The sequence below is a fragment of the Spinactinospora alkalitolerans genome, from assembly GCF_013408795.1.
In the GTDB taxonomy this organism is placed as follows: domain Bacteria; phylum Actinomycetota; class Actinomycetes; order Streptosporangiales; family Streptosporangiaceae; genus Spinactinospora; species Spinactinospora alkalitolerans.
This window is the reverse complement of record NZ_JACCCC010000001.1, coordinates 856,994-874,459: the sequence shown is the minus strand read 5'-3', so window position 1 is coordinate 874,459 and position 17,466 is coordinate 856,994. Positions and strand designations below refer to the sequence as shown.

Sequence of the window (17,466 nt, the reverse complement as noted above, 5' to 3'; positions counted from 1 at the left end):
CCGCCCCACCCGGGGTTTCCCGGGGGCCGGGGCGGCGGGCCCGACGGCGGCGGGGGCGCGGACGCTCCCTCAGGGCCCGCGGCGGCGCCGGACCGCGGCTTCTCCGGCCCGGCCGGAGCCCCCCGGTCCGCTCCTGGGCTCTCCGGCGGCTGCGACCAGCTCTGCGCCCCCTCGTTCGGGTCGCGATGTCCGGTCTCGTCGGTCATGAACTCTCCGTCTGTCGGCGCACTTCCCATTATCGGCGCACACAACATAAACCGTCGGTTAACGGGGTGTCCTCACCAGGTGCTGCCCCGTCCACCACGGCTCGCGGGCGTCACGGCGCCGTCAGTCCGAGCCACGTTCCGAACCGGGTGAACCCTCGGAGCACCCTGGCCCAGAATCCGGAGCCGTCGGGGGACGGCAGCCCTTCGGCCGCCGTTTCGACGGTCTCGGTCGGGGCGTCGGCCATGAGCGTGTAGACGAAGCCGCCGGCCTCCCATATCCGCCGGTGCTGGCCGGTTTCGGCGACGTAGACGGTACCGCCGTCCTCGTGGACCGGGCGCAGTCCCGCGGACCCGCCGCTCTTCATCTCCAGGCGCCCCTGCTGGACGAAGACCGAGACCAGGGAGAGGCCGTCGGAGTAGGACAGGTGCACGATCCGGTCGGCGCCGGAACCGGTGGAGCGCGTCTCCACCAGGGCCAGGCCGGCGGCGAGCCGCTCGGGCAGCCGCCACCCCCCGGACTCCAGCCGCACGCGCTCGGCCGCGTCGAGCGTGTCGCCCCAGAGCCGGCCCCGCGAGTCCGAGTCGGTGAGCAGCACCGCATCGGGGGCCAGGTCGATCGAGAGGAACGCGCCGGACTGGGCGACCCGCCCCGCGGAATCGAACGTCTCCCTGCGCAGCAGCAGCCCCGTCTCGTCGTCGGTCCAGAAGCGGCCGGCGACCGATCCGTCGGCCCGATGCGCCTCGACGACGGTCGCGGCCCGGCCGCAGACCTCGCCCTGCCCCGTGCGCACCACCCGGTAATTGGCGCCCAGCAGGTCCAGGAGCCTGTCGTCGAGGTCGGGCCACGAGGACGGCGGCCCCGCCACCAGCCCTTCGCGGTCGGCGGCCGGCTCCGCCGGACTCAGGGAGGTCCCCTCACCCGGCCGGTGCACGATGTCGACCAGCCCGGTGGCGGTGTCGTGGCCGTTGCGGGAGGAGACGAACTGCACGCCCTCGTAGGCGACCTCCTGGCCGGCCTTTGCCGCGCGGCGCAGGACGCCCATGCCGCTGTCGTCCTGGTGCGGCCGCCCCGGCGCGCCGGCGAGCGCGCCGCCGGAGGTGGTGAGCGTCAGCAGGCACAGCACCGAGCACAGCAGGATCGTCGTGGCCGGCATGTGCCAGGAGCGTGGGCGCCTCCGCGGGTGGTCTCCGCTCACCGCGGTCGGGAGGCGGCGGCCGGGGCCGTGTCGCCCGTCGGGGTGCCGACGTCCGCGCGCCCGTCACCGTCACCCCCCGGCGCCTGCGTGGTGCCGACGGCGGTGACCGAGAAGGGAGCGAGCACGGGGGCCTGGTGCGATGTGGTGAGCGCGTGTTCGACCGCGTAGTCGGCGAGGGCCGGGGTGACCACCGGGGTCTCCTCCTGCTCCCCGCCCGCCACGAAGGCGGTGCCCAGCGTGAGCGCCGCGACGGACGCGCCGGCGACCGCGTAGCGCGCCCGGCCCCAGAGCGGCCGCGACCGGACCGGTGCCGCGGCGGAGGCCGACTCGTCGGCGCGGTCGCGGAACAGGGTCCGCGCCGAGGACCGCGCGTCCGGCGACGGCGGTGCGCCGCCCTCATCGGAGGAGGTGACGCGCGGCAGCCCTCCGCCGAGCGGACGGCTGGACCCCAGAGGGGGCATCGAGCCGAACCCCTCGGAGGGGCCGCGCCGCTTCAGGCCGGACAGCAGGCCGCGCGGGGCGCCCGCGGAGGGCGGCGGGCCGAACGGCGGATCGTCCATCGGCGACGAAGACGAATCAGACGCCGACAGGGCCGACAGCCGCCCCATGAAGTCGGTGGAGGGCTCCGGGGCGCCCAGGCCGGTCAGCCGCCGCTTCAGCCGGCGCAGCATCTCGGCCTCGAACCGGCAGGACTCGCAGACGGCCAGGTGGCTGAGTGCACGGTCGCGGTCCGCGTGGCCGAGTTCGCCGTCGACGAGGGCCGACAGTCGTTCCCCCAAGTGGTTCATCAACCCTCCACCTCCCGGGTCGCGGTGCGGATCGCCGCGCTGTCGGCCGACGAGGCCCCGCCGTCCTGCCTGTCTTCGGTCGCCGCCAGGCGGCGCCGGTGGTTGAGCGCCGCGCGCAACTGGGCCCGGCCGCGGTGGATCCGGCTGCGCACCGTCCCCAGCTTGACCCCCAGCGTGGCGGCGATCTCCTCGTAGGACAGGCCCTCGATGTCGCACAGCACCACGGGGGCGCGGAACTCCGGCGGCAGCGCGTCGAGCGCCGCCTGGACGTCGGCGTCGAAGTGCCGGTCGTCGTAGGCCTGGGCCGGAGACGGCTCCCTGCCCTGCAGGCGCTCGTCGGCGGTGTCGGCCAGCCCTTCGAACCGGATGCGGGCGCGCCTGCGCGCCATGTCGAGGAAGAGGTTGGTGGTGATGCGGTGCAGCCATCCCTCGAACGTGCCCGGGGTGTAGTTGGCCAGCGAGCGGAAGACCCGGATGAAGACCTCCTGGGTGAGGTCCTCGGCGTCGTGCTGGTTCCCGGTGAGCCGGTAGGCCAGTCGGTACACCCGTGCCGAATGGTTGCGCACGACCTCGTCCCAGCTGGGCGGCTCCCACTGTTCGAAGTCAACGGCAGAGTCGGAATCTGCCACCGGCGCTCCCTTCATCTGCGCTGCTCTTCGCACCGCGTACGGTTCGGTCCGCGCGCGGATCCGCCGGGCGGATCGCACGCGTGAAGCCTTCCCATCGTGTAACGCCACGAACGGCCGATTAAGTTCCCGGCACCGCCGTAAACGCTCCGGGCGGGTTAGTCTTTTCCAGGGGACATGGTCCACTCGTAGTCGATGCACGACGCCGTGTGACGACCGGGCCGCGAAAACCGTGCAGATCATGCCCGAAAACCGCTGGTCGCGGCGGTGCCACAGCCGGAAGCCAAGGGCCGCGCAGCACGCGGGTCCGGGCGGCACCGGAAGCGGCCCGAGGACCTTCTGCGGCGAATACCTTCAAATCCGTCACACGCGCGGGGAGGCCGTCATCGCCAGCCGAGACGACACACTGGCCTACATCGAGCAGTACATCACGGAGGACGACACGCTCACCTCCGCCCGGGAGCTGGGCCATCGGGCCGACACCCATCCCGTCAGCGCGGCCAGCGGAGCGGCGCTGCGCTTCCTCGCCACGGCGATCGACGCGCGGGCGGTCGTGGAGGTCGGAACCGGATGCGGCAGCTCCGGGATCTGGCTGCTGCGGGGCATGCGCGTCGGCGCCATCCTGACCAGCGTCGACATCGAGCCGGAGTACCAGGAGTTCGCGCGCGACGCCTACCAGCAGGCCGGTTTCGCGGCGAACCGGGCCCGGCTGATCCACGGGCGCGCGCTGGAGGTGCTGCCCCGGCTCACCGACGCCGCCTACGACATGGTGTTCATCGACGCGGTGAAGACCGAGTACCCCGACTACCTGCACGAGTCGCTGCGGCTGCTGCGCAGGGGCGGCGTCGTGGTGTTCAACAACGCGCTGGACGCCAGCCACATGACCGACGGCCCGCTGCGGGTCTCCGACCCCGACACCGCGGCGATCCGCGAGGTGGGCCGGCTGGTCCGGGAGGACGAGCGCCTCGTCCCCCTGCTGCTGCCGGTGGGCGACGGCCTGCTGGCCGCGATCAGGACCGGGTGAACCCCGGCCGGGGCCGCCATGAGAGCTGCGGCGAGAGTGCGGCCCACCTCCCCCGCGGATGACCCGCGAACCGGGCGCGGCCGCGCCTCGCCGCCGAAACGGTGGCCCGCCCCTTGCCCGGACGGTCGCCGACGCGCTTCGGCCGCGAAGCGCGCGCCGGGTCGACCCGTACGGCACCGACCCGCATGACGGGCGCGCGCTTTCGCCGCAGCGGTCCAACGGACCGCGGGGAGTCCGCTCAGGCCGAGAGCCAGCGCAGCAGCAGCCGGGTGCCGAAGCCGGTGCCGCCCTTGGTGAGCTCGGCCTCCTCGCTCATCGAGCGGCCGGGGCCGGCGATGTCGAGGTGCGCCCACGGGAGCCCGCCCGTGAACTCCCGCAGGAACAGCGCCGCCTCGGTGGCCCCGGGGTGGCCGTAGGCGGAGTTGGTGCCGATGTTGGCCAGATCGGCCACCGGGGAGTTCAGCGTGTCCCGGTACTCCTCGACCAGCGGCATCCGCCACAGCGCCTCACCGGAGCGCTCTCCCGCGTCCAGCAGCGCACCGGCCAGCGTGTCGTCGGTGGCGAACAGCGCGCCGATGCCGGTGCCCAGGGCGAGCTTGGCCGCGCCGGTGAGCGTGGCGACGTCGACCAGAGCGTCCGGCGCCAGTTCGGCGACGGCGTAGGCCATCGCGTCCGCCATCACCAGGCGCCCTTCGGCGTCGGTGTTGAGGACCTCGACCGTGCGCCCGCCGTAGGTGGTGAGCACGTCGCCGGGCCGCTGCGCGCTGCCGGAGAAGGAGTTCTCCGCGATGGCGAGCAGACCGGTGACCCGCACCCGCGAGCCGAGCTCCGCCAGCGCCGAGAGCACGCCCAGGACCACGGCGGCGCCGCTCATGTCGGTCTTCATGAGCTTCATGTTGTCGTTGGGCTTCAACGACAGGCCGCCGGTGTCGAACGTGATGCCCTTGCCCACGAGCACGACGTGGGAGTCGGGGTTCTCGGGCTCGTAGCGGATGCCGACCATGCGGGGCGGACGGACCGAACCGCGGCCCACCGCCAGGATCGCGCCGAATCCGCCCCGTTCGAGATCGGCCTCGTCCCACACCGAGACGGCCAGACCGGCCTCGCCGGCGACCTCCTCGGCCCGGGCCGCGAGCCATGCCGGGTCCTTCTCGGCGGAGGGCGTGTTGATCAGGTCGCGGGCCAGCGCCGTGGCCCGGGCCAGCGCGCGGCCGCGCCGGACCGGCTCGGCGAACTCCTCGGAACCGGCGTCCGCCCCGGCGACGGCGAGCTCGACCACCGGGACCGGGCGCGGCCCCTTGGGCTCGGCGGCCAGGGAGAACGTGTAGGAGGCGAGGAGCGCGCCCTCGACGAACGCGGTCAGCCCCGCCCGCGCGTCCCCGGTGCCGTCCCCGAGCAGCGCCGCGGTCGTCGCGACCCGGTTGCGGCCCCTGGCCGCACGGGCCAGCGCCGCACCGGCGCTGCGCAGGTCGCGGGGGGTGGCCGCGCCGACGCCCAGCAGGACGAGCCGGACCAGGCCGCGGCCCAGGTCGGCGGGGAACTCCACGATCTGCCCCGCCCCGCCCTTGACGTCGTAGTGGGCGAGCAGCTCGGTCAGCGGGGCCGGCAGCCGCGCGTCGAGGTCGGCGGGGTCGGGCCCCGCACCGTCGGTGACCACGACCGGCCCGTCGTCGCCGGCCCGGACCGGGAGCGCGAGAAGGTCGGCGGCGGAGTCGGCGAGATCACCCGCGACCGGATGGATCTCCGTAGCGAAAGGCACGGACGCTCACAATCTTTGCGTATGCGGAAACCGGTGCCTCGGGCGGCCCTCCGCCGATCCCGCGGCCGGGAGGCGGTCATGGTCGAAGCGCCCGTCGGCACGTCCTGCGGTGGCGGAGCGCGGTCCGGCTAACCGACGACTCCGTTCAGGGCCTCGGCCAGCTCCGTCGCCTCATCGGGCGTGAGCTCGACGACGAGGCGGCCGCCGCCCTCCAGCGGTACCCGCATGATGATGCCGCGACCCTCCTTGGTGACCTCCATCGGACCATCACCGGTCCTCGGCTTCATCGCCGCCATGCCGTTTCCCCTTTCCTAGGAAATTCTCGCACGTGAATGGGCCGGTCCATCGGCTCTTCGGCTCGCCGGCGGCGAGCGCGGACCGGGGTTGAGGCACATCCGTGTGACTCAGGGAATGAATCACTGGTCTGTCATTATCTCGGTTTTTGGATCCGCTTGGGAACGATCGGACGGCCCCCGGAACATCGGATCCAAAGATCCCGAAGGGCTAAGGTTATAGCCGCAGCGCCGAGAACCACGTGCTGGGACCGTGCAGTCCGACCACACCAGGGAGTCTTTCGTGCCCGAGTCAGACAGTGTTGTCTACGAGCTCTCCGACGGCGTCGCCACCATTACGCTCAACCGGCCCGACGCCATGAACTCGCTGACGGTCGAGGCCAAGGAGGCCCTGCTCGCGGCCGTGGAGCGGGCGAAGAACGACACCGGCGCGCGGGCCGTGCTGCTCACCGGGCGCGGCAAGGCGTTCTGCGCAGGCCAGGACCTGCGCGAGCACGCCGACTCCCTCAGCGCGGGGACCGGCCTGGGCAACACCGTGCGCAAGCACTACAACCCGATCGTGCTGGCGCTGACCCGCATGCCCAAGCCGGTCGTGGCCGCCGTCAACGGCGTCGCCGCCGGCGCGGGCGCCTCGCTGGCGTTCGCCTGCGACCTGCGGATCGCCTCGGAGAAGGCGTCGTTCCTGATGGCCTTCGCCAACGTCGGCCTCGGCTCGGACTCCGGCGCCTCGTGGACGCTGCCGCGGCTGATCGGGCACTCCCGCGCGATGGAGATGCTGCTGCTCGCCGAACCGGTGCGGGCCGAGCGCGCGCTGGAGACCGGCCTGGTGAACAGGGTCGTCGGGCACGGCGAGCTCCCCGACGCGGCCCGCGAGCTCGCCGCGCGGCTGGCCAACGGCCCGACGGTCGCCTACGCCGCCATCAAGGGCGAGCTCAACTTCGGTTCCGAGCTGGACTTGGAGAACGCCTTGGAGATGGAGGCGAGCCTGCAGGACCAGTGCGCGGAGACCGCCGACCACGTCAACGCCACGCTGGCGTTCGTCAACAAGGAGAAGCCGGTCTTCGAGGGCCGCTGAACCGCCCGCCGCGCGCACCGCTGCGGCCGGGGACGTTTCAGCCATCCTCGGCCATAAGGGGTCGTGAACCCCGGCCATAAGGGCTCGCGGTGAACGGGCGGCCCGCCTGTGTGGCCGAAGGCCCGTATGCGGGGTGCCCGGCTCCGCGCGAAGCGCACCGGATGCCGTGGGCTCCAGACCGAAACCCCGGTACCGGCCTGCACCCGAAGCGCGGGCCTGCTTCGCGCACGGGTGCGCGCTCTCCTCAATGGGCCTTCGGCCACACGAGGGAACCGCACCCGCACGAGCCTTCTGGCCCCGCCCTACTTGAGGTTTCCGGTGGAGGTCATCAGGGTGCCGTCGTGGGAGGGGGCCACCCACTCGGCTTCGAGCGTCTCCTCGGAGGCGCCCCGCCGCAGCGACAGGCTCACCTCCTCGATGCAGCGCTGTTCGGGGTCGTAGGTCTCGACGTAGTCGAAGGCCAGCCCCTCGTCCGTGCGCTCGGTGAGCGTGATGGTGCCCCGGCAGTCCAGGGTGAACCACTCGGCGGTCCCCCGCTGCGAGCCGGCCTCCAGCTTGAGGCTGGCGCCCCAGTCGACGACGTGCTCGCCCGCCTCGTTGCGCTGCGACATCTCACCGCTCCAGGTGCCGGCGTAGGCCGCGGGGACGCCCGTGCCGTCGTCGGGCTCGGTGCCGGGCGACAGCGCCCACACCACCGCCACGCAGCCGGCGACCAGCGCCAGCACCGCTCCGGTGATGGCGGCGACCAGGGCCCTGCGCCGCCTGTTGGTGCTGTGCCGGGTCGAACGGGGCGGCGGCCACAGCGACATCCGCCGGATGGGAGAGGCCGAGTCGGACGCCTCTGGCACCGACCTCTTGGGACGTGTCGGCACGGAACTCACCGGGTGCCCTCGTCAGTGGACGGAACGGCCCGACGGGAACGGTCCGGATAGGTCATCGCTTCCTCCAATGCGAACGGACGCGGCGGTTCGTTCGCGGGTACAGCGAAAGAGAATAAGGCACCCGAACTTCGCAGATGCGGACGATGCGGGTGACGAACATCACATGAGAGGTCGTGCGTCCGGAGCCGCGGACATCATCGGTCCGGGCGCCGCCGATCGCGTCTGCCGGGGCGGGGACCTGCTCGCCGAGGTCGTCAGAGCGCCGAAAGCGGTCGCGAAAGGGGGGCGGCGATCCCGGCCGTCTCCATGGTGGCACAGGCCGGGACCGGGCCGCCCCGCGGGGCGGCCGGCGCCGCGGTCACCGCCGTTGCGCCAGCTCCCCGAGGTTGCGCAGGGACCGGCGCAGCAGCAGCGCCAGCGGCGCCTTGGCCACCGGCCAGCCCAGTCGGCCGAGGGCCCCCAGCGGCGGCTCCACCCATTCGGTCCAGGTGATCCGGCTGCGCCCGCCCAGGAGCGGGACCACGTCGAAGCGGCCGCGGCCGCGCACGACCGAGCCGCGGTGCACGACCTCGCACACGCCCGCGGACTCGCGCGTGGCCGGCCGCCAGTTGGTGATCTCCATCGTGTCCGGGAAGCCCAGGCGGCCCACGCCGGTGAACGCCTCGACGGTCGCGCCCTCGCCCCGGCCCCCGTGGGCGCGGGTCAGGACCATCCACTGCTCGTGCAGATCCCAGTCGACCAGGGTCTCCCAGAGGCGGTCGGCCGGAGCGGCGCAGGCGTGCGCCACCGTGACGCGCACTTCGCGCGCGGCCCCGCTCACGTGTCCTGCGGATCGTCCGGAAGGGGCTCGGCGCCGTCGCCGGCGCGGCCGGCCCGGACGTGCACGGAGGGCCGCCGCTCACCGGGGTCCTCCTCCGGATCACCGCCTTCGGGGGCGTCCGTAGCGTGGCGCGGGTACCAGACGCGGTGGGGCGTGTGCCTGCCCGGCTCGGCGAGCCGCTCCTCCAGCTCCGCGATGCGCGCGTCGCGCTCCTTGAGAGCCGCGGCGAGGCGCTGCAGAACTTCGTCGACCGCGCGCACGTGGTAGCCCCACAGCGCCAGGGGCAGCCGGACGTTCGCCACGTCCGAGCCGGTCACGGGCCGGTCCGAAGGGAGCTCCAGAGGAGGGTGGTCGGCCTCGAAGCGCGCAAGCTGCCCACCGCGCCCCATGACCACGAGCGCCACGCCGACGAGAACGGCCAGGGCCGCCAGCGCGGTCAGGATCAGGATGGCTGTCACGGTTCGATCGTGCCATACCGGAGGGGGTCGGGAGCGCGGATGCCGGGGCGCGTCGGGCCGTCGGGCGCGGGACGTGCGACACTCGGGGCGTGCGCATCGACGAGGCCTTCAGCGTGGTCGGGCCGGACGCCGCCGTGGACGAGGCGGTCGACGCCGGTTACCGGCCCACTGCGGAGCGCGTCCGCGAACTCGCGGCGGGGGACCGCCCGGTCCTGGTGCGCTGCGCGGCCCCGCCGGACGCCGGCGGGCGGCGGGAGCCCGTCGAGTTGGCCGAGGCGCTCGCGCTCGTCTCCGTCTACGCCTGGCTGGGCGCGCGGGTGTTCGCGACCGAGCACCCGCGGGCGGCCCGCCAGGCCCTCGACATGGTGGCCTCCGTACGGGGCACGCGGCCGCCCGCGGTGGCCCGCAGAGGGCTCGTCTAGGGTGTGTTCGGCGGGTACGTCCGTGGCGAGCGGCGCACTCGCGTGCGCTCCGCGATCGCGCGAAGCGCCTTTCTTGAAGCGCCTGTCAGGGACCAGTGCCCCTATCGCAAGGCCGATGTAAGGAGCCAGGGGGCCCTGTCGGCTGAAGAGAACGGCAGCGAGAGGGGCGCTGGGGCGCCGCGCGGCAGGACATTGACCCGCCAAGCACGCCCTATCCCTCCGCGCGCTCGGCCGCCTCGACGTCCTGCGCGGTCTCGTGGACCTGCTCGGCCTCGAACTCGCGGCGGGCCAGGTCGACGTGGGCCTTGCGGATGATGTCCACGACCTCGTCGGCGTCGTCGGTGAGGTACATCAGGTCGGGGTCGTCGGGCGAGATGACGCCCTCGCTGAGCAGGGTCTGGCGGATCCAGTCGCGCAGCCCGCCCCAGAACCGCGACCCGACCAGGATCACCGGGAAGCGGGTGACCTTGCCCGTCTGCACCAGCGTGATCGACTCGAACAGCTCGTCGAGGGTGCCGAACCCGCCGGGCAGGACGACGAACGCCTGCGAGTACTTCACGAACATCGTCTTGCGGACGAAGAAGTACCGGAACGTGACGCCCATGTCGATGTAGTCGTTGAGCGACTGCTCGAACGGGAGCTCGATGCCCAGGCCGATCGACGTCCCGCCGACGCCCTGCGCGCCCTTGTTGGCCGCCTCCATCATGCCCGGACCGCCGCCGGTGATGACCGTGTAGCCGGCCTCGGCCAGCTTCGCCCCGATGGTCTCGCCCAGCTTGTAGTGCGGGTTGTCGGGCTTGGTCCGGGCCGAGCCGAACACGCTCACCGCCCGGCCGACCTCCGAGAGCAGCCCGAAGCCCTCGACGAACTCCGACTGGATGCGCAGCACGCGCCAGGGGTCGGTGTGCACCCAGTCGGCCGGTCCGCGGCGGTCCAGAAGCCGCTGGTCGGTGGTTGTCTCAGGAATGGCGCGGCCGCGGTAGGTCAGAGGGCCCGCCCGTCGAATGTTGGATCCGGATTCCATCATGGAGCAACGCTACCCGGATCCGGTGCCCGGTCACTGAAGCACAGGTCACGCGCTGTCGTCCGGTTCCGGACGGAACGGTGCGCCCGCCGCGCCCGTCAGCCAGCCGGTCATCCGCTGCTCGGCCTCGACGACGGCGTCGAGCAGCACGTACTCGTCCCTGGTGTGGGCCAGCGTGGGCTCACCGGGGCCGTAGTTGACGGCGGGGACGCCCAGTTCGGACATGCGGGCGACGTCGGTCCAGCCGAGCTTGGCCCGGGCCTGCCCCGCGCCGACGGCCTGCACGAACGCCGCGGCGGCCGGGTGGTCCAGGCCGGGGCGCGCGGGCGGGGCCGAGTCGGTGACCCGCACGTCGAAGCCGGTGAACACCTCGCGCAGGTGGGCCTCTGCCGCCTCCTCCGTCAGGTCCGGGGCGAACCGGTAGTTCACCGTGACGACGCACTCGTCGGGGATGACGTTGCCGGCCACGCCGCCGGAGACGAACACGGCGTTGAGGCCCTCGTGGAAGCGCAGCCCCTCGACCTCGGGGCGGCGCGGCGCGTAGGCGCGCAGGACGTCGAGGACGCGGCCGGCCTCGTGGATGGCGTTGTGCCCCATCCAGGACCGGGCGCTGTGCGCGCGCTCGCCGTACGTGGTCACCTCCACCCGCATGGTGCCCTGGCAGCCGCCCTCGATCACGCCGCCGGTGGGCTCCATCAGCACCGCGAAGTCGCCCTCCAGCAGGTCGGGGCGGTTGCGGGCCAGGCGGCGCAGCCCGTTGCGCTCGGCGTCGACCTCCTCGCAGTCGTAGAAGACGTAGGTGACGTCGTGGACCGGCTCCGCGAGCGCGGCGGCCAGCTTGAGCTGCACCGCCACTCCGCTCTTCATGTCGGAGGTGCCGCAGCCGTACAGCCTTCCCCCGCTCTCGTGCGAGGGCACGTTGGCGACGATCGGCACGGTGTCGATGTGCCCGGCGATCACCACGCGCTGGGGCCGGCCCAGGTCCGTGCGGGCCACGACCGCGTCGCCGTCGCGCTCGACGGTGAGGTGCCCGACCGCGCCCAGCGCCCGCTCGATCGCGTCGGCGAGGGCGCGCTCACCTCCGCTGACCGATTCGATGTCGACGAGGCGGGCGGTGAGCCCCCGGACGTCCGAGCCGAGATCCAACATGGTTGCGCGCTTTCGTGACGGGGCCGCGCCGCGCCGAACCGGGCGGCGCGGCGCGGCGCGGGAAGAGAAGTGCTAGGCGTTCACACCGTGCTCGCGGAGCAGGTCGTTGAGCGCGAGCTTGTCGTGCTCCTGCCCCTCCTGGAGGCGCTTGAGGACGAGCAGGCACGGCATGCCGAAGTCACCGCCGGGGAAGCTCTTGACCCGGTTGGCGGTGACGCACACCGACCAGGCCGGGGCCTCGCCGCGGGGCAGCTCGTCGCCGGTCTCGGCGTCGAACACGCGGGTCGAGGCGGTCAGGATGGTGCCGGCGCCGAGCTTGGCGCCGCGGCGCACCCGTGCGCCCTCCACGACCATGCTGCGGGAGCCGAGGAACGCCTCGTCCTCGATGATGACCGGGGAGGCCTGCGGCGGCTCCAGCACGCCGCCCACGCCGACGCCGCCGGAGAGGTGCACGCTCTCGCCCACCTGCGCGCAGGAGCCCACGGTGGCCCAGGTGTCGACCATGGTGCCGGAACCGACGTGGGCCCCGAAGTTGGTGAACGAGGGCATCAGCACGACGCCGGGAGCGAGGTAGGCGCCCCAGCGGGCGATCGCGCCGGGGACGACCCGGACGCCGTCGAAGCGGGTCTTCAGCGGAATCCGGTCGTGGTGACGGAAGTCACCGACCTGCGACTCCTCCATGCCCAGGACGCGGAAGCTCAGCAGGATCGAGCGCTTCGCCCGTTCGTCGACGATGACCTCGTCCGTCGCGGCGTCGACGAAGGCCACGCGGGCCTTGCCGGCGTCGAGTTCGTCGACCGCGCCCACGATGGCGTCGCGGGCCTCGGTGTCGTCAGGGGTCAGCTCGGAGCGGCGCTCCCACAGTTCGTCGATCGTGTCGGGGAGCGGACTGGTGAACGAGGTGGTCATGGCTGTGGAGCCTACTGGTTCCGCGCTCGGTGGACGAACGCCCCACTCACCACCTGGACACGGAGGGTGAGCACCCTCTCACCTGGTGAACGGCCGCCACGTCGCGGTAGGCGATGATCACGCGCTCTTTCCGCGCGGCGGTCCGCGCAGCTCGCTTCCGCGCACCGGTTCCGGAGAGTGTTCACCGGCACGCTCTACTATCGGTGGGAGCACCCCCGGGTTTTCACCGCCGCACGGCCCGCGCCCCCTGCGGGCCGTCGGCGCCGAAGACGACGACCGCCCCTGTCAACCACGGTGTTCTCATGGCATGGCGCCATGACCGCACCCCGTATCCATTTGGTCTGCGTGTGCCTAGAAAGCGTCGAAGAATCTCCGCGTTCTTCAAGATCCTCACCGTGCTGACCCTGGTCTGCGGCGGACTCGTCGCCGGTGGGTACTACGTCATGCAATCGATCAAGCCCATCGACCTCACCCCGCCGCCCCCGCCCTCCGGCTGCACCGTGGCCTCCGGGGACGGCACCGACGATCTCGACCTCGAACAGGGGGCCAACGCCGCGACCATCGGCGGCGTGGCGTTCAGCAAGGACCTGCCCGACCACGCCGTCGTGGTGGCCTACGCCACGGTGTGGCAGGAGTCGAAGTTCCACAACATCGAGCACGGCGACCGCGACTCGCTGGGCCTGTTCCAGCAGCGGCCCTCGATGGAGTGGGGCGACCCCGGGCAGATCATCGACCCGGTCTACTCCAGCGGCGAGTTCTACGACAAGCTCGTGGAGATCCCCGATTACCGGGAACTGCCGGTCTACGAGGCCGCCCAGGCGGTGCAGCGCAGCGCCGACGGGTTCGCCTACGACCAGCACGAGCGCCGCTCCCGTGCCATGATGTCGGCGTTCACCGGCCAGGACGGCCCCGCCGTCACCTGCTGGTTCGAGGAGGACGCAGGAAACGCGGAGAACGCGGGGAACGCGGAGGGCGCGGGAGTCGCGGAAGAGGGCGCCGGGCCCGACGTCGCGGCGGCCCAGGAGGAGATGCTCCGCGTCTTCGGCACCGACCCCGCCCAACTGCCGGTGGCCGAGCAGCCCCGGACGGGCGACCTCGGCTGGGCGATGGCCCTGTGGGCGGTCACCCACGCCCAGGAGTACGGGCTTTCCTCGGTGACCTACGGCGACCAGCGGTGGAGCGCCGCCGACGGCCGGGCCGGCTGGTCCGCCGTCGAGGGCGGCCCCGCCCCCGAAGGGCAGGTCGTCCTGGATTAGGGCGCCGCGGACCACGCCGCCCTACCGGGCCAGCGCCTCCAGGCGCTTGACCGCGGCGGCGACGCGCTCGTCGGCCGCGGTGAGGGCCACGCGGACGTGGTCGGCGCCGGAGGGGCCGTAGAAGTCGCCCGGCGCGACCACGATGCCGTGCCGGGCCAGCAGCTCCACCGAGCCCCACGCGTCGTGCTCGGGGTGCGCGGCCCACAGGTACAGTCCCGCCTCGGAGTGGCTGATCCGCCAGCCCGCGCGCTCCAGCGCGCCCCTCAGCGGCGCGCGGCGCGCGGCGTAGCGCTCCTTCTGCTCACGGGCGTGCTCCTCGTCCTCCAGCGCCGCGCCCATGGCCGCCTGCACCGGGGCCGGCACGATCATTCCCGCGTGCTTGCGGACCGCGAGCAGCTCCTCGACGAGGGCGGGGTCGCCGGCCACGAAGCCGGCCCGGTAGCCGGCCAGGTTGGAGCGCTTGGACAGCGAGTGCACCGCCAGCAGCCCCTCGTGCGAGCCGCCGCAGACGTCGGGGTGCAGCACCGACACCGGCCGCACGCCGTCCCAGCCGAGGTCGATGTAGCACTCGTCGGAGGCGACGACGGTCCCGCGCTCGCGCGCCCACGCCACGACCTTGCGCAGGTGTTCGACCGGCAGCACGCGGCCGGTGGGGTTGGCCGGGGAGTTGATCCACAGCAGCCGCACCGGCGCCGGGCCCAGCGAGGTCAGTCCGTCGGAGGCCACCGGGGTCGCGCCCGCGAGCCGGATGCCGATGTCGTAGGTGGGGTAGGCCAGTTCCGGGTGCACGACGGTGTCGCCCTCGCCCAGGCCGAGCAGGGTGGGCAGCCAGGCGACCAGCTCCTTGGAGCCGACCGTGGGCAGCGTCGACTCGGGGGCGACCTCGACGCCGTGCCGCCGCTCCAGCCAGCCGGCGATGGAGGCGCGCAGCCGCGGGGTGCCGTGGGTCGCCGGGTAGCCCGGCGCGTCGGAGGCCTCGGCCAGAGCCGCGCGCAGGCGCTGCGGCACCGGGTCGACCGGAGTGCCGACGGACAGGTCGACGATGCCGTCGGGGTGCGCCGCCGCGGTCGCCTTGTGCGGGGCCAGCCGGTCCCACGGAAAGGTCGGCAGCCGGTCCACCACGCGTCGTCGTTCGGCCATCTGGCACGCCCCCATTCACATCCGTCAAGAAAACCGTCGCGCCGCCCCGGCCGGGGCGGCGCGACGCCATGGTCACGCGCGGGTCCGCCGCACCGCGCGGGACGGTGCGGCGATCTCCACTCTTCGCTACTCCTCGCTCTGCGGCGGAAGAGCGGCCACGATCGGGTGATCCTTGTCGATCTGCCCCACCTTGGACGCCCCGCCGGGCGAGCCGAGCTCGTCGAAGAAGTCCACGTTCGCCTTGTAGTACTCCGACCACTGGTCGGGCAGGTCATCTTCGTAGTAGATGGCCTCTACAGGGCACACCGGCTCGCAGGCGCCGCAGTCGACGCACTCGTCCGGGTGGATGTAGAGCATGCGCTTGCCCTCGTAGATGCAGTCGACAGGGCACTCCTCGATGCAAGCCTTGTCGAGCACATCGACGCATGGCTGCGCGATGACGTAGGTCACGTCGTACTCCTCTTCGGTCTTCGCCACGTTGACCGCATGTGTGTTCCTGCGTTGTCACATAGTCTGGCCTGAATCGCCCCCATGTGTGCGGGGAGCACGTTCAGGGCACGATGGGCACGGACACGGTCTCGGGCCCTGAAGGGGGTTCACCGACCATGTGACGCACACTTCGCTGTCTCCAGTATTGCGGTGCCCCGACCGTCGAGCGTAATTGGGGGTCCACAGGTGGGTTTTTCCGCGCGTCTGGAGAATTCGGTGACGCCGCAGGACATCGGTCGGCGCGCCACTCTGCGGATCAAGCTGCCCGACGGGCGGTTCCGGGATATCGTCGGTGTGTTGGAGACGTGGGAAGGCGACATCATACGCGTGCGCCGCCGCGACGGCACTGTGACCGAGGTCACCTCCGGTGAGGTGGTCGCGGGCAGGGTCGTGCCGCAGCAGCCGCCCCGGCGCCGCGCCGAGCCGAACACGTAGCCGCGACCGATCAGAAACGATCACGAACGTCCGAAGAGACGGCCACGGCCGCCCCCGCCGCACGTCAACGGCCCGACCAGGAGGTGACGAGGTTCCGCCATGCAGGAGACCGTCGCGTCCGCCCTCGCGCAGTTGGCCCGCCTGGACCCCAAGGCCGCCCAGACCGCGGAGAGCGCCCTCGACCCCCTGACGGCGGGACGCGGCCTGGAGGCGCTGAGCCAGCGCACCGTGCAGGAGTTCTGCTGGCACGTGCTCCCGGTGCGGTTCTCCAGCGAGTCCGGCGAGTGGCTGTTCGTCGCCGAGTCGCTCGGCAGGCTGTTCACGCTCCTGGACCTGCAGCGCTACGCCGAGATCTGCACGTCGGAACGCACCCGGCAGGTGCTGAGCGCCTGCTCCAGGAGCCACGAGAACGGCGTCGTGGCCTACGAGCGCAACATGCGCTCCTCCGGCATCGAACCGCCCGACCTCGGGGAGCTCACCTGGGGCACCACCCTGGGCAGCGCCGAGATCGAGGCCTACCAGGCCACCTCGGCCGCGCTGGAGCTGGCCGTCGCGGCCGGGGAGGTGCGTCCGGGCACCCGCGGCTGGCGGGCGGCCCAGGAGCAGCAGGCCCGCGCCTTCCTCAGCCGGCCCGACGCGCAGGGCCGCAGTCGGCTCGACAAGATCCGCGAGGAGCGGGTCCGCGACTGGCTCGCCTCACCGTCGCACTCCCACCGCCAGCAGCTCTGGCCGCTGCTCGGCCAGATCATCGCCGGAGCCGAGCCCCCGCACGACGCCGCCAAGGCGCTCGCCCCGGTGCAGCGCCTGCTCGACTACGCCGACGACGGCATCGGCCTGACCCAGATCGGCTACATCTCCCCCACCGTCGTCCGGGAGCTGTGCGCGGAGTTCGACTGGTCCACCACGCCCTCGCCACCGCGCAGCGAGACCGATGTCATGCAGCTCATCGCGCTGCACAAACTGCTGCGCACCATGCGGGCGGTGCGCCGCGCCGGCCGCAGGCTCGTGCTGACCCGGCGCGGGCGCCAACTGCACGAGAGCACCGACGCCCTGTGGCGCGCGGTCGCCGAGAGCGTCCTGGTCACCGACGGCTTCGAGCAGGCGGCCACCGAGACGCTGCTCGGTCTCCTGCTGCTGCGCTCCCCCGGCAGCCACAGCCGCGACGAGAACGTCGACATCGCCGAGGAGGCCCGGCTGGTGCTGGCCGGCGCCGGGTGGGAGCACGACGGCGACGGCGCCGAGGACGGCCCCGGCACCCAGCAGGTGCGCTCCGTGCTGATCACGGTCACCTGGCTGCTGGAGACCCTGGGCTGCGTGGTCGGCCGCGACCTGCTGGGCGAGGGCCGGTCCAAACGGCTGACCAAGGTCGGCCGGGCGTTCGCGCTGACCGCGATCCACCTGTCGGCCACCACCCCGAGGGCCTCGCTCTAGCCGGGGCGCCGCCCGGTTCGGGGATCGGGCCACCCCGTGCCGGGGGGCGCGGGGGACCCCATAGCCTGGCAGGAGTCCACGGGCG

The 17,466-nt window shown here is 72.9% G+C and carries 19 protein-coding genes; 6 read left to right on the top strand and 13 right to left on the bottom strand.

The window, feature by feature from the left end:
• Window positions 1–316: 316 nt before the first annotated feature.
• The 3 genes from HDA32_RS04100 to sigE are packed head-to-tail and all read right to left on the bottom strand — an operon-like array spanning window position 317 to window position 2,852.
• Complete coding sequence (locus tag HDA32_RS04100) at window positions 317–1,360, bottom strand: sigma-E factor regulatory protein RseB domain-containing protein (RefSeq protein WP_179641887.1); 1,044 nt, start codon at window positions 1,358–1,360, stop codon at window positions 317–319.
• Window positions 1,361–1,398: 38 nt separating this feature from the next.
• Window positions 1,399–2,190 (bottom strand): zf-HC2 domain-containing protein, encoded by a 792-nt coding sequence (locus HDA32_RS04095; protein ID WP_179641886.1) that lies wholly within the window; start codon window positions 2,188–2,190, stop codon window positions 1,399–1,401.
• Window positions 2,190–2,852, bottom strand: a complete 663-nt coding sequence (gene sigE / locus HDA32_RS04090) for an RNA polymerase sigma factor SigE (protein WP_312863036.1) — start codon at window positions 2,850–2,852, stop codon at window positions 2,190–2,192. The genes HDA32_RS04095 and sigE overlap by 1 nt, the downstream gene beginning before the upstream one ends.
• Window positions 2,853–3,057: 205 nt before the next feature.
• Between sigE and HDA32_RS04085 the strand changes: the two genes are divergently transcribed.
• The gene (locus HDA32_RS04085; protein WP_179641884.1) at window positions 3,058–3,840 is read left to right on the top strand and encodes an O-methyltransferase; all 783 of its coding nucleotides are present in this window, start codon (window positions 3,058–3,060) and stop codon (window positions 3,838–3,840) included.
• A 238-nt stretch (window positions 3,841–4,078) separates the two neighbouring features.
• Here HDA32_RS04085 and HDA32_RS04080 read toward each other — a convergent pair whose 3' ends face one another.
• On the bottom strand, window positions 4,079–5,599 hold the full coding sequence (locus HDA32_RS04080) for a leucyl aminopeptidase (protein ID WP_179641883.1): 1,521 nt from the start codon (window positions 5,597–5,599) through the stop codon (window positions 4,079–4,081).
• Between the two features lie 128 nt (window positions 5,600–5,727).
• Entirely contained in the window at window positions 5,728–5,895 is a 168-nt protein-coding gene (locus tag HDA32_RS04075) for a DUF3117 domain-containing protein (RefSeq protein ID WP_179641882.1), read from the bottom strand.
• A gap of 280 nt (window positions 5,896–6,175) precedes the next feature.
• Here HDA32_RS04075 and HDA32_RS04070 point away from each other — a divergent pair, with 280 nt between their 5' ends.
• The gene (locus tag HDA32_RS04070; protein ID WP_179641881.1) at window positions 6,176–6,967 is read left to right on the top strand and encodes an enoyl-CoA hydratase-related protein; all 792 of its coding nucleotides are present in this window, start codon (window positions 6,176–6,178) and stop codon (window positions 6,965–6,967) included.
• A 302-nt stretch (window positions 6,968–7,269) separates the two neighbouring features.
• Here HDA32_RS04070 and HDA32_RS04065 read toward each other — a convergent pair whose 3' ends face one another.
• The 3 genes from HDA32_RS04065 to HDA32_RS04055 all read right to left on the bottom strand — a co-directional run bounded on the left by HDA32_RS04065 (window position 7,270) and on the right by HDA32_RS04055 (window position 9,126).
• Window positions 7,270–7,776 carry a hypothetical protein gene (locus HDA32_RS04065; protein WP_179641880.1) on the bottom strand — a complete coding sequence of 169 codons (507 nt, stop codon included), beginning with the start codon at window positions 7,774–7,776 and terminating at the stop codon, window positions 7,270–7,272.
• Between the two features lie 430 nt (window positions 7,777–8,206).
• Complete coding sequence (locus HDA32_RS04060; protein ID WP_218882325.1) at window positions 8,207–8,668, bottom strand: SRPBCC family protein; 462 nt, start codon at window positions 8,666–8,668, stop codon at window positions 8,207–8,209.
• On the bottom strand, window positions 8,665–9,126 hold the full coding sequence (locus HDA32_RS04055) for a DivIVA domain-containing protein (protein ID WP_376766931.1): 462 nt from the start codon (window positions 9,124–9,126) through the stop codon (window positions 8,665–8,667). Before HDA32_RS04055 ends, HDA32_RS04060 begins: the two co-directional genes overlap by 4 nt.
• An 89-nt stretch (window positions 9,127–9,215) precedes the next feature.
• Here HDA32_RS04055 and HDA32_RS04050 point away from each other — a divergent pair, with 89 nt between their 5' ends.
• On the top strand, window positions 9,216–9,548 hold the full coding sequence (locus HDA32_RS04050) for a hypothetical protein (RefSeq protein ID WP_179641879.1): 333 nt from the start codon (window positions 9,216–9,218) through the stop codon (window positions 9,546–9,548).
• Window positions 9,549–9,759: 211 nt separating this feature from the next.
• Here the strand turns inward: HDA32_RS04050 and HDA32_RS04045 are convergent, their stop codons facing one another.
• From HDA32_RS04045 to HDA32_RS04035, 3 genes are all read right to left on the bottom strand, one after another.
• A complete protein-coding gene (locus tag HDA32_RS04045) occupies window positions 9,760–10,575 on the bottom strand; it encodes an LOG family protein (RefSeq protein WP_179641878.1) in 816 nt (271 codons plus the stop codon).
• A 45-nt stretch (window positions 10,576–10,620) separates the two neighbouring features.
• Window positions 10,621–11,721 (bottom strand): succinyl-diaminopimelate desuccinylase, encoded by a 1,101-nt coding sequence (gene dapE / locus HDA32_RS04040; RefSeq protein WP_179641877.1) that lies wholly within the window; start codon window positions 11,719–11,721, stop codon window positions 10,621–10,623.
• 72 nt (window positions 11,722–11,793) lie between these two features.
• Window positions 11,794–12,630 carry a 2,3,4,5-tetrahydropyridine-2,6-dicarboxylate N-succinyltransferase gene (locus tag HDA32_RS04035; RefSeq protein ID WP_179641876.1) on the bottom strand — a complete coding sequence of 279 codons (837 nt, stop codon included), beginning with the start codon at window positions 12,628–12,630 and terminating at the stop codon, window positions 11,794–11,796.
• Window positions 12,631–12,977: 347 nt separating this feature from the next.
• Between HDA32_RS04035 and HDA32_RS04030 the strand changes: the two genes are divergently transcribed.
• Window positions 12,978–13,886 (top strand): hypothetical protein, encoded by a 909-nt coding sequence (locus HDA32_RS04030; RefSeq protein ID WP_179641875.1) that lies wholly within the window; start codon window positions 12,978–12,980, stop codon window positions 13,884–13,886.
• Between the two features lie 21 nt (window positions 13,887–13,907).
• Here HDA32_RS04030 and dapC read toward each other — a convergent pair whose 3' ends face one another.
• Together dapC and fdxA are read right to left on the bottom strand one after the other, a co-directional pair.
• Window positions 13,908–15,026, bottom strand: coding sequence for a succinyldiaminopimelate transaminase (gene dapC / locus HDA32_RS04025; RefSeq protein ID WP_218882323.1), 1,119 nt, complete (start codon window positions 15,024–15,026; stop codon window positions 13,908–13,910).
• A 126-nt stretch (window positions 15,027–15,152) separates the two neighbouring features.
• On the bottom strand, window positions 15,153–15,476 hold the full coding sequence (gene fdxA / locus HDA32_RS04020) for a ferredoxin (protein ID WP_179646453.1): 324 nt from the start codon (window positions 15,474–15,476) through the stop codon (window positions 15,153–15,155).
• 255 nt (window positions 15,477–15,731) lie between these two features.
• Between fdxA and HDA32_RS04015 the strand changes: the two genes are divergently transcribed.
• On the top strand, window positions 15,732–15,950 hold the full coding sequence (locus tag HDA32_RS04015) for a putative acetyltransferase (protein ID WP_312863035.1): 219 nt from the start codon (window positions 15,732–15,734) through the stop codon (window positions 15,948–15,950).
• A 99-nt stretch (window positions 15,951–16,049) separates the two neighbouring features.
• A complete protein-coding gene (locus HDA32_RS04010) occupies window positions 16,050–17,381 on the top strand; it encodes a hypothetical protein (protein ID WP_179641873.1) in 1,332 nt (443 codons plus the stop codon).
• Window positions 17,382–17,466 lie beyond the last annotated feature (85 nt).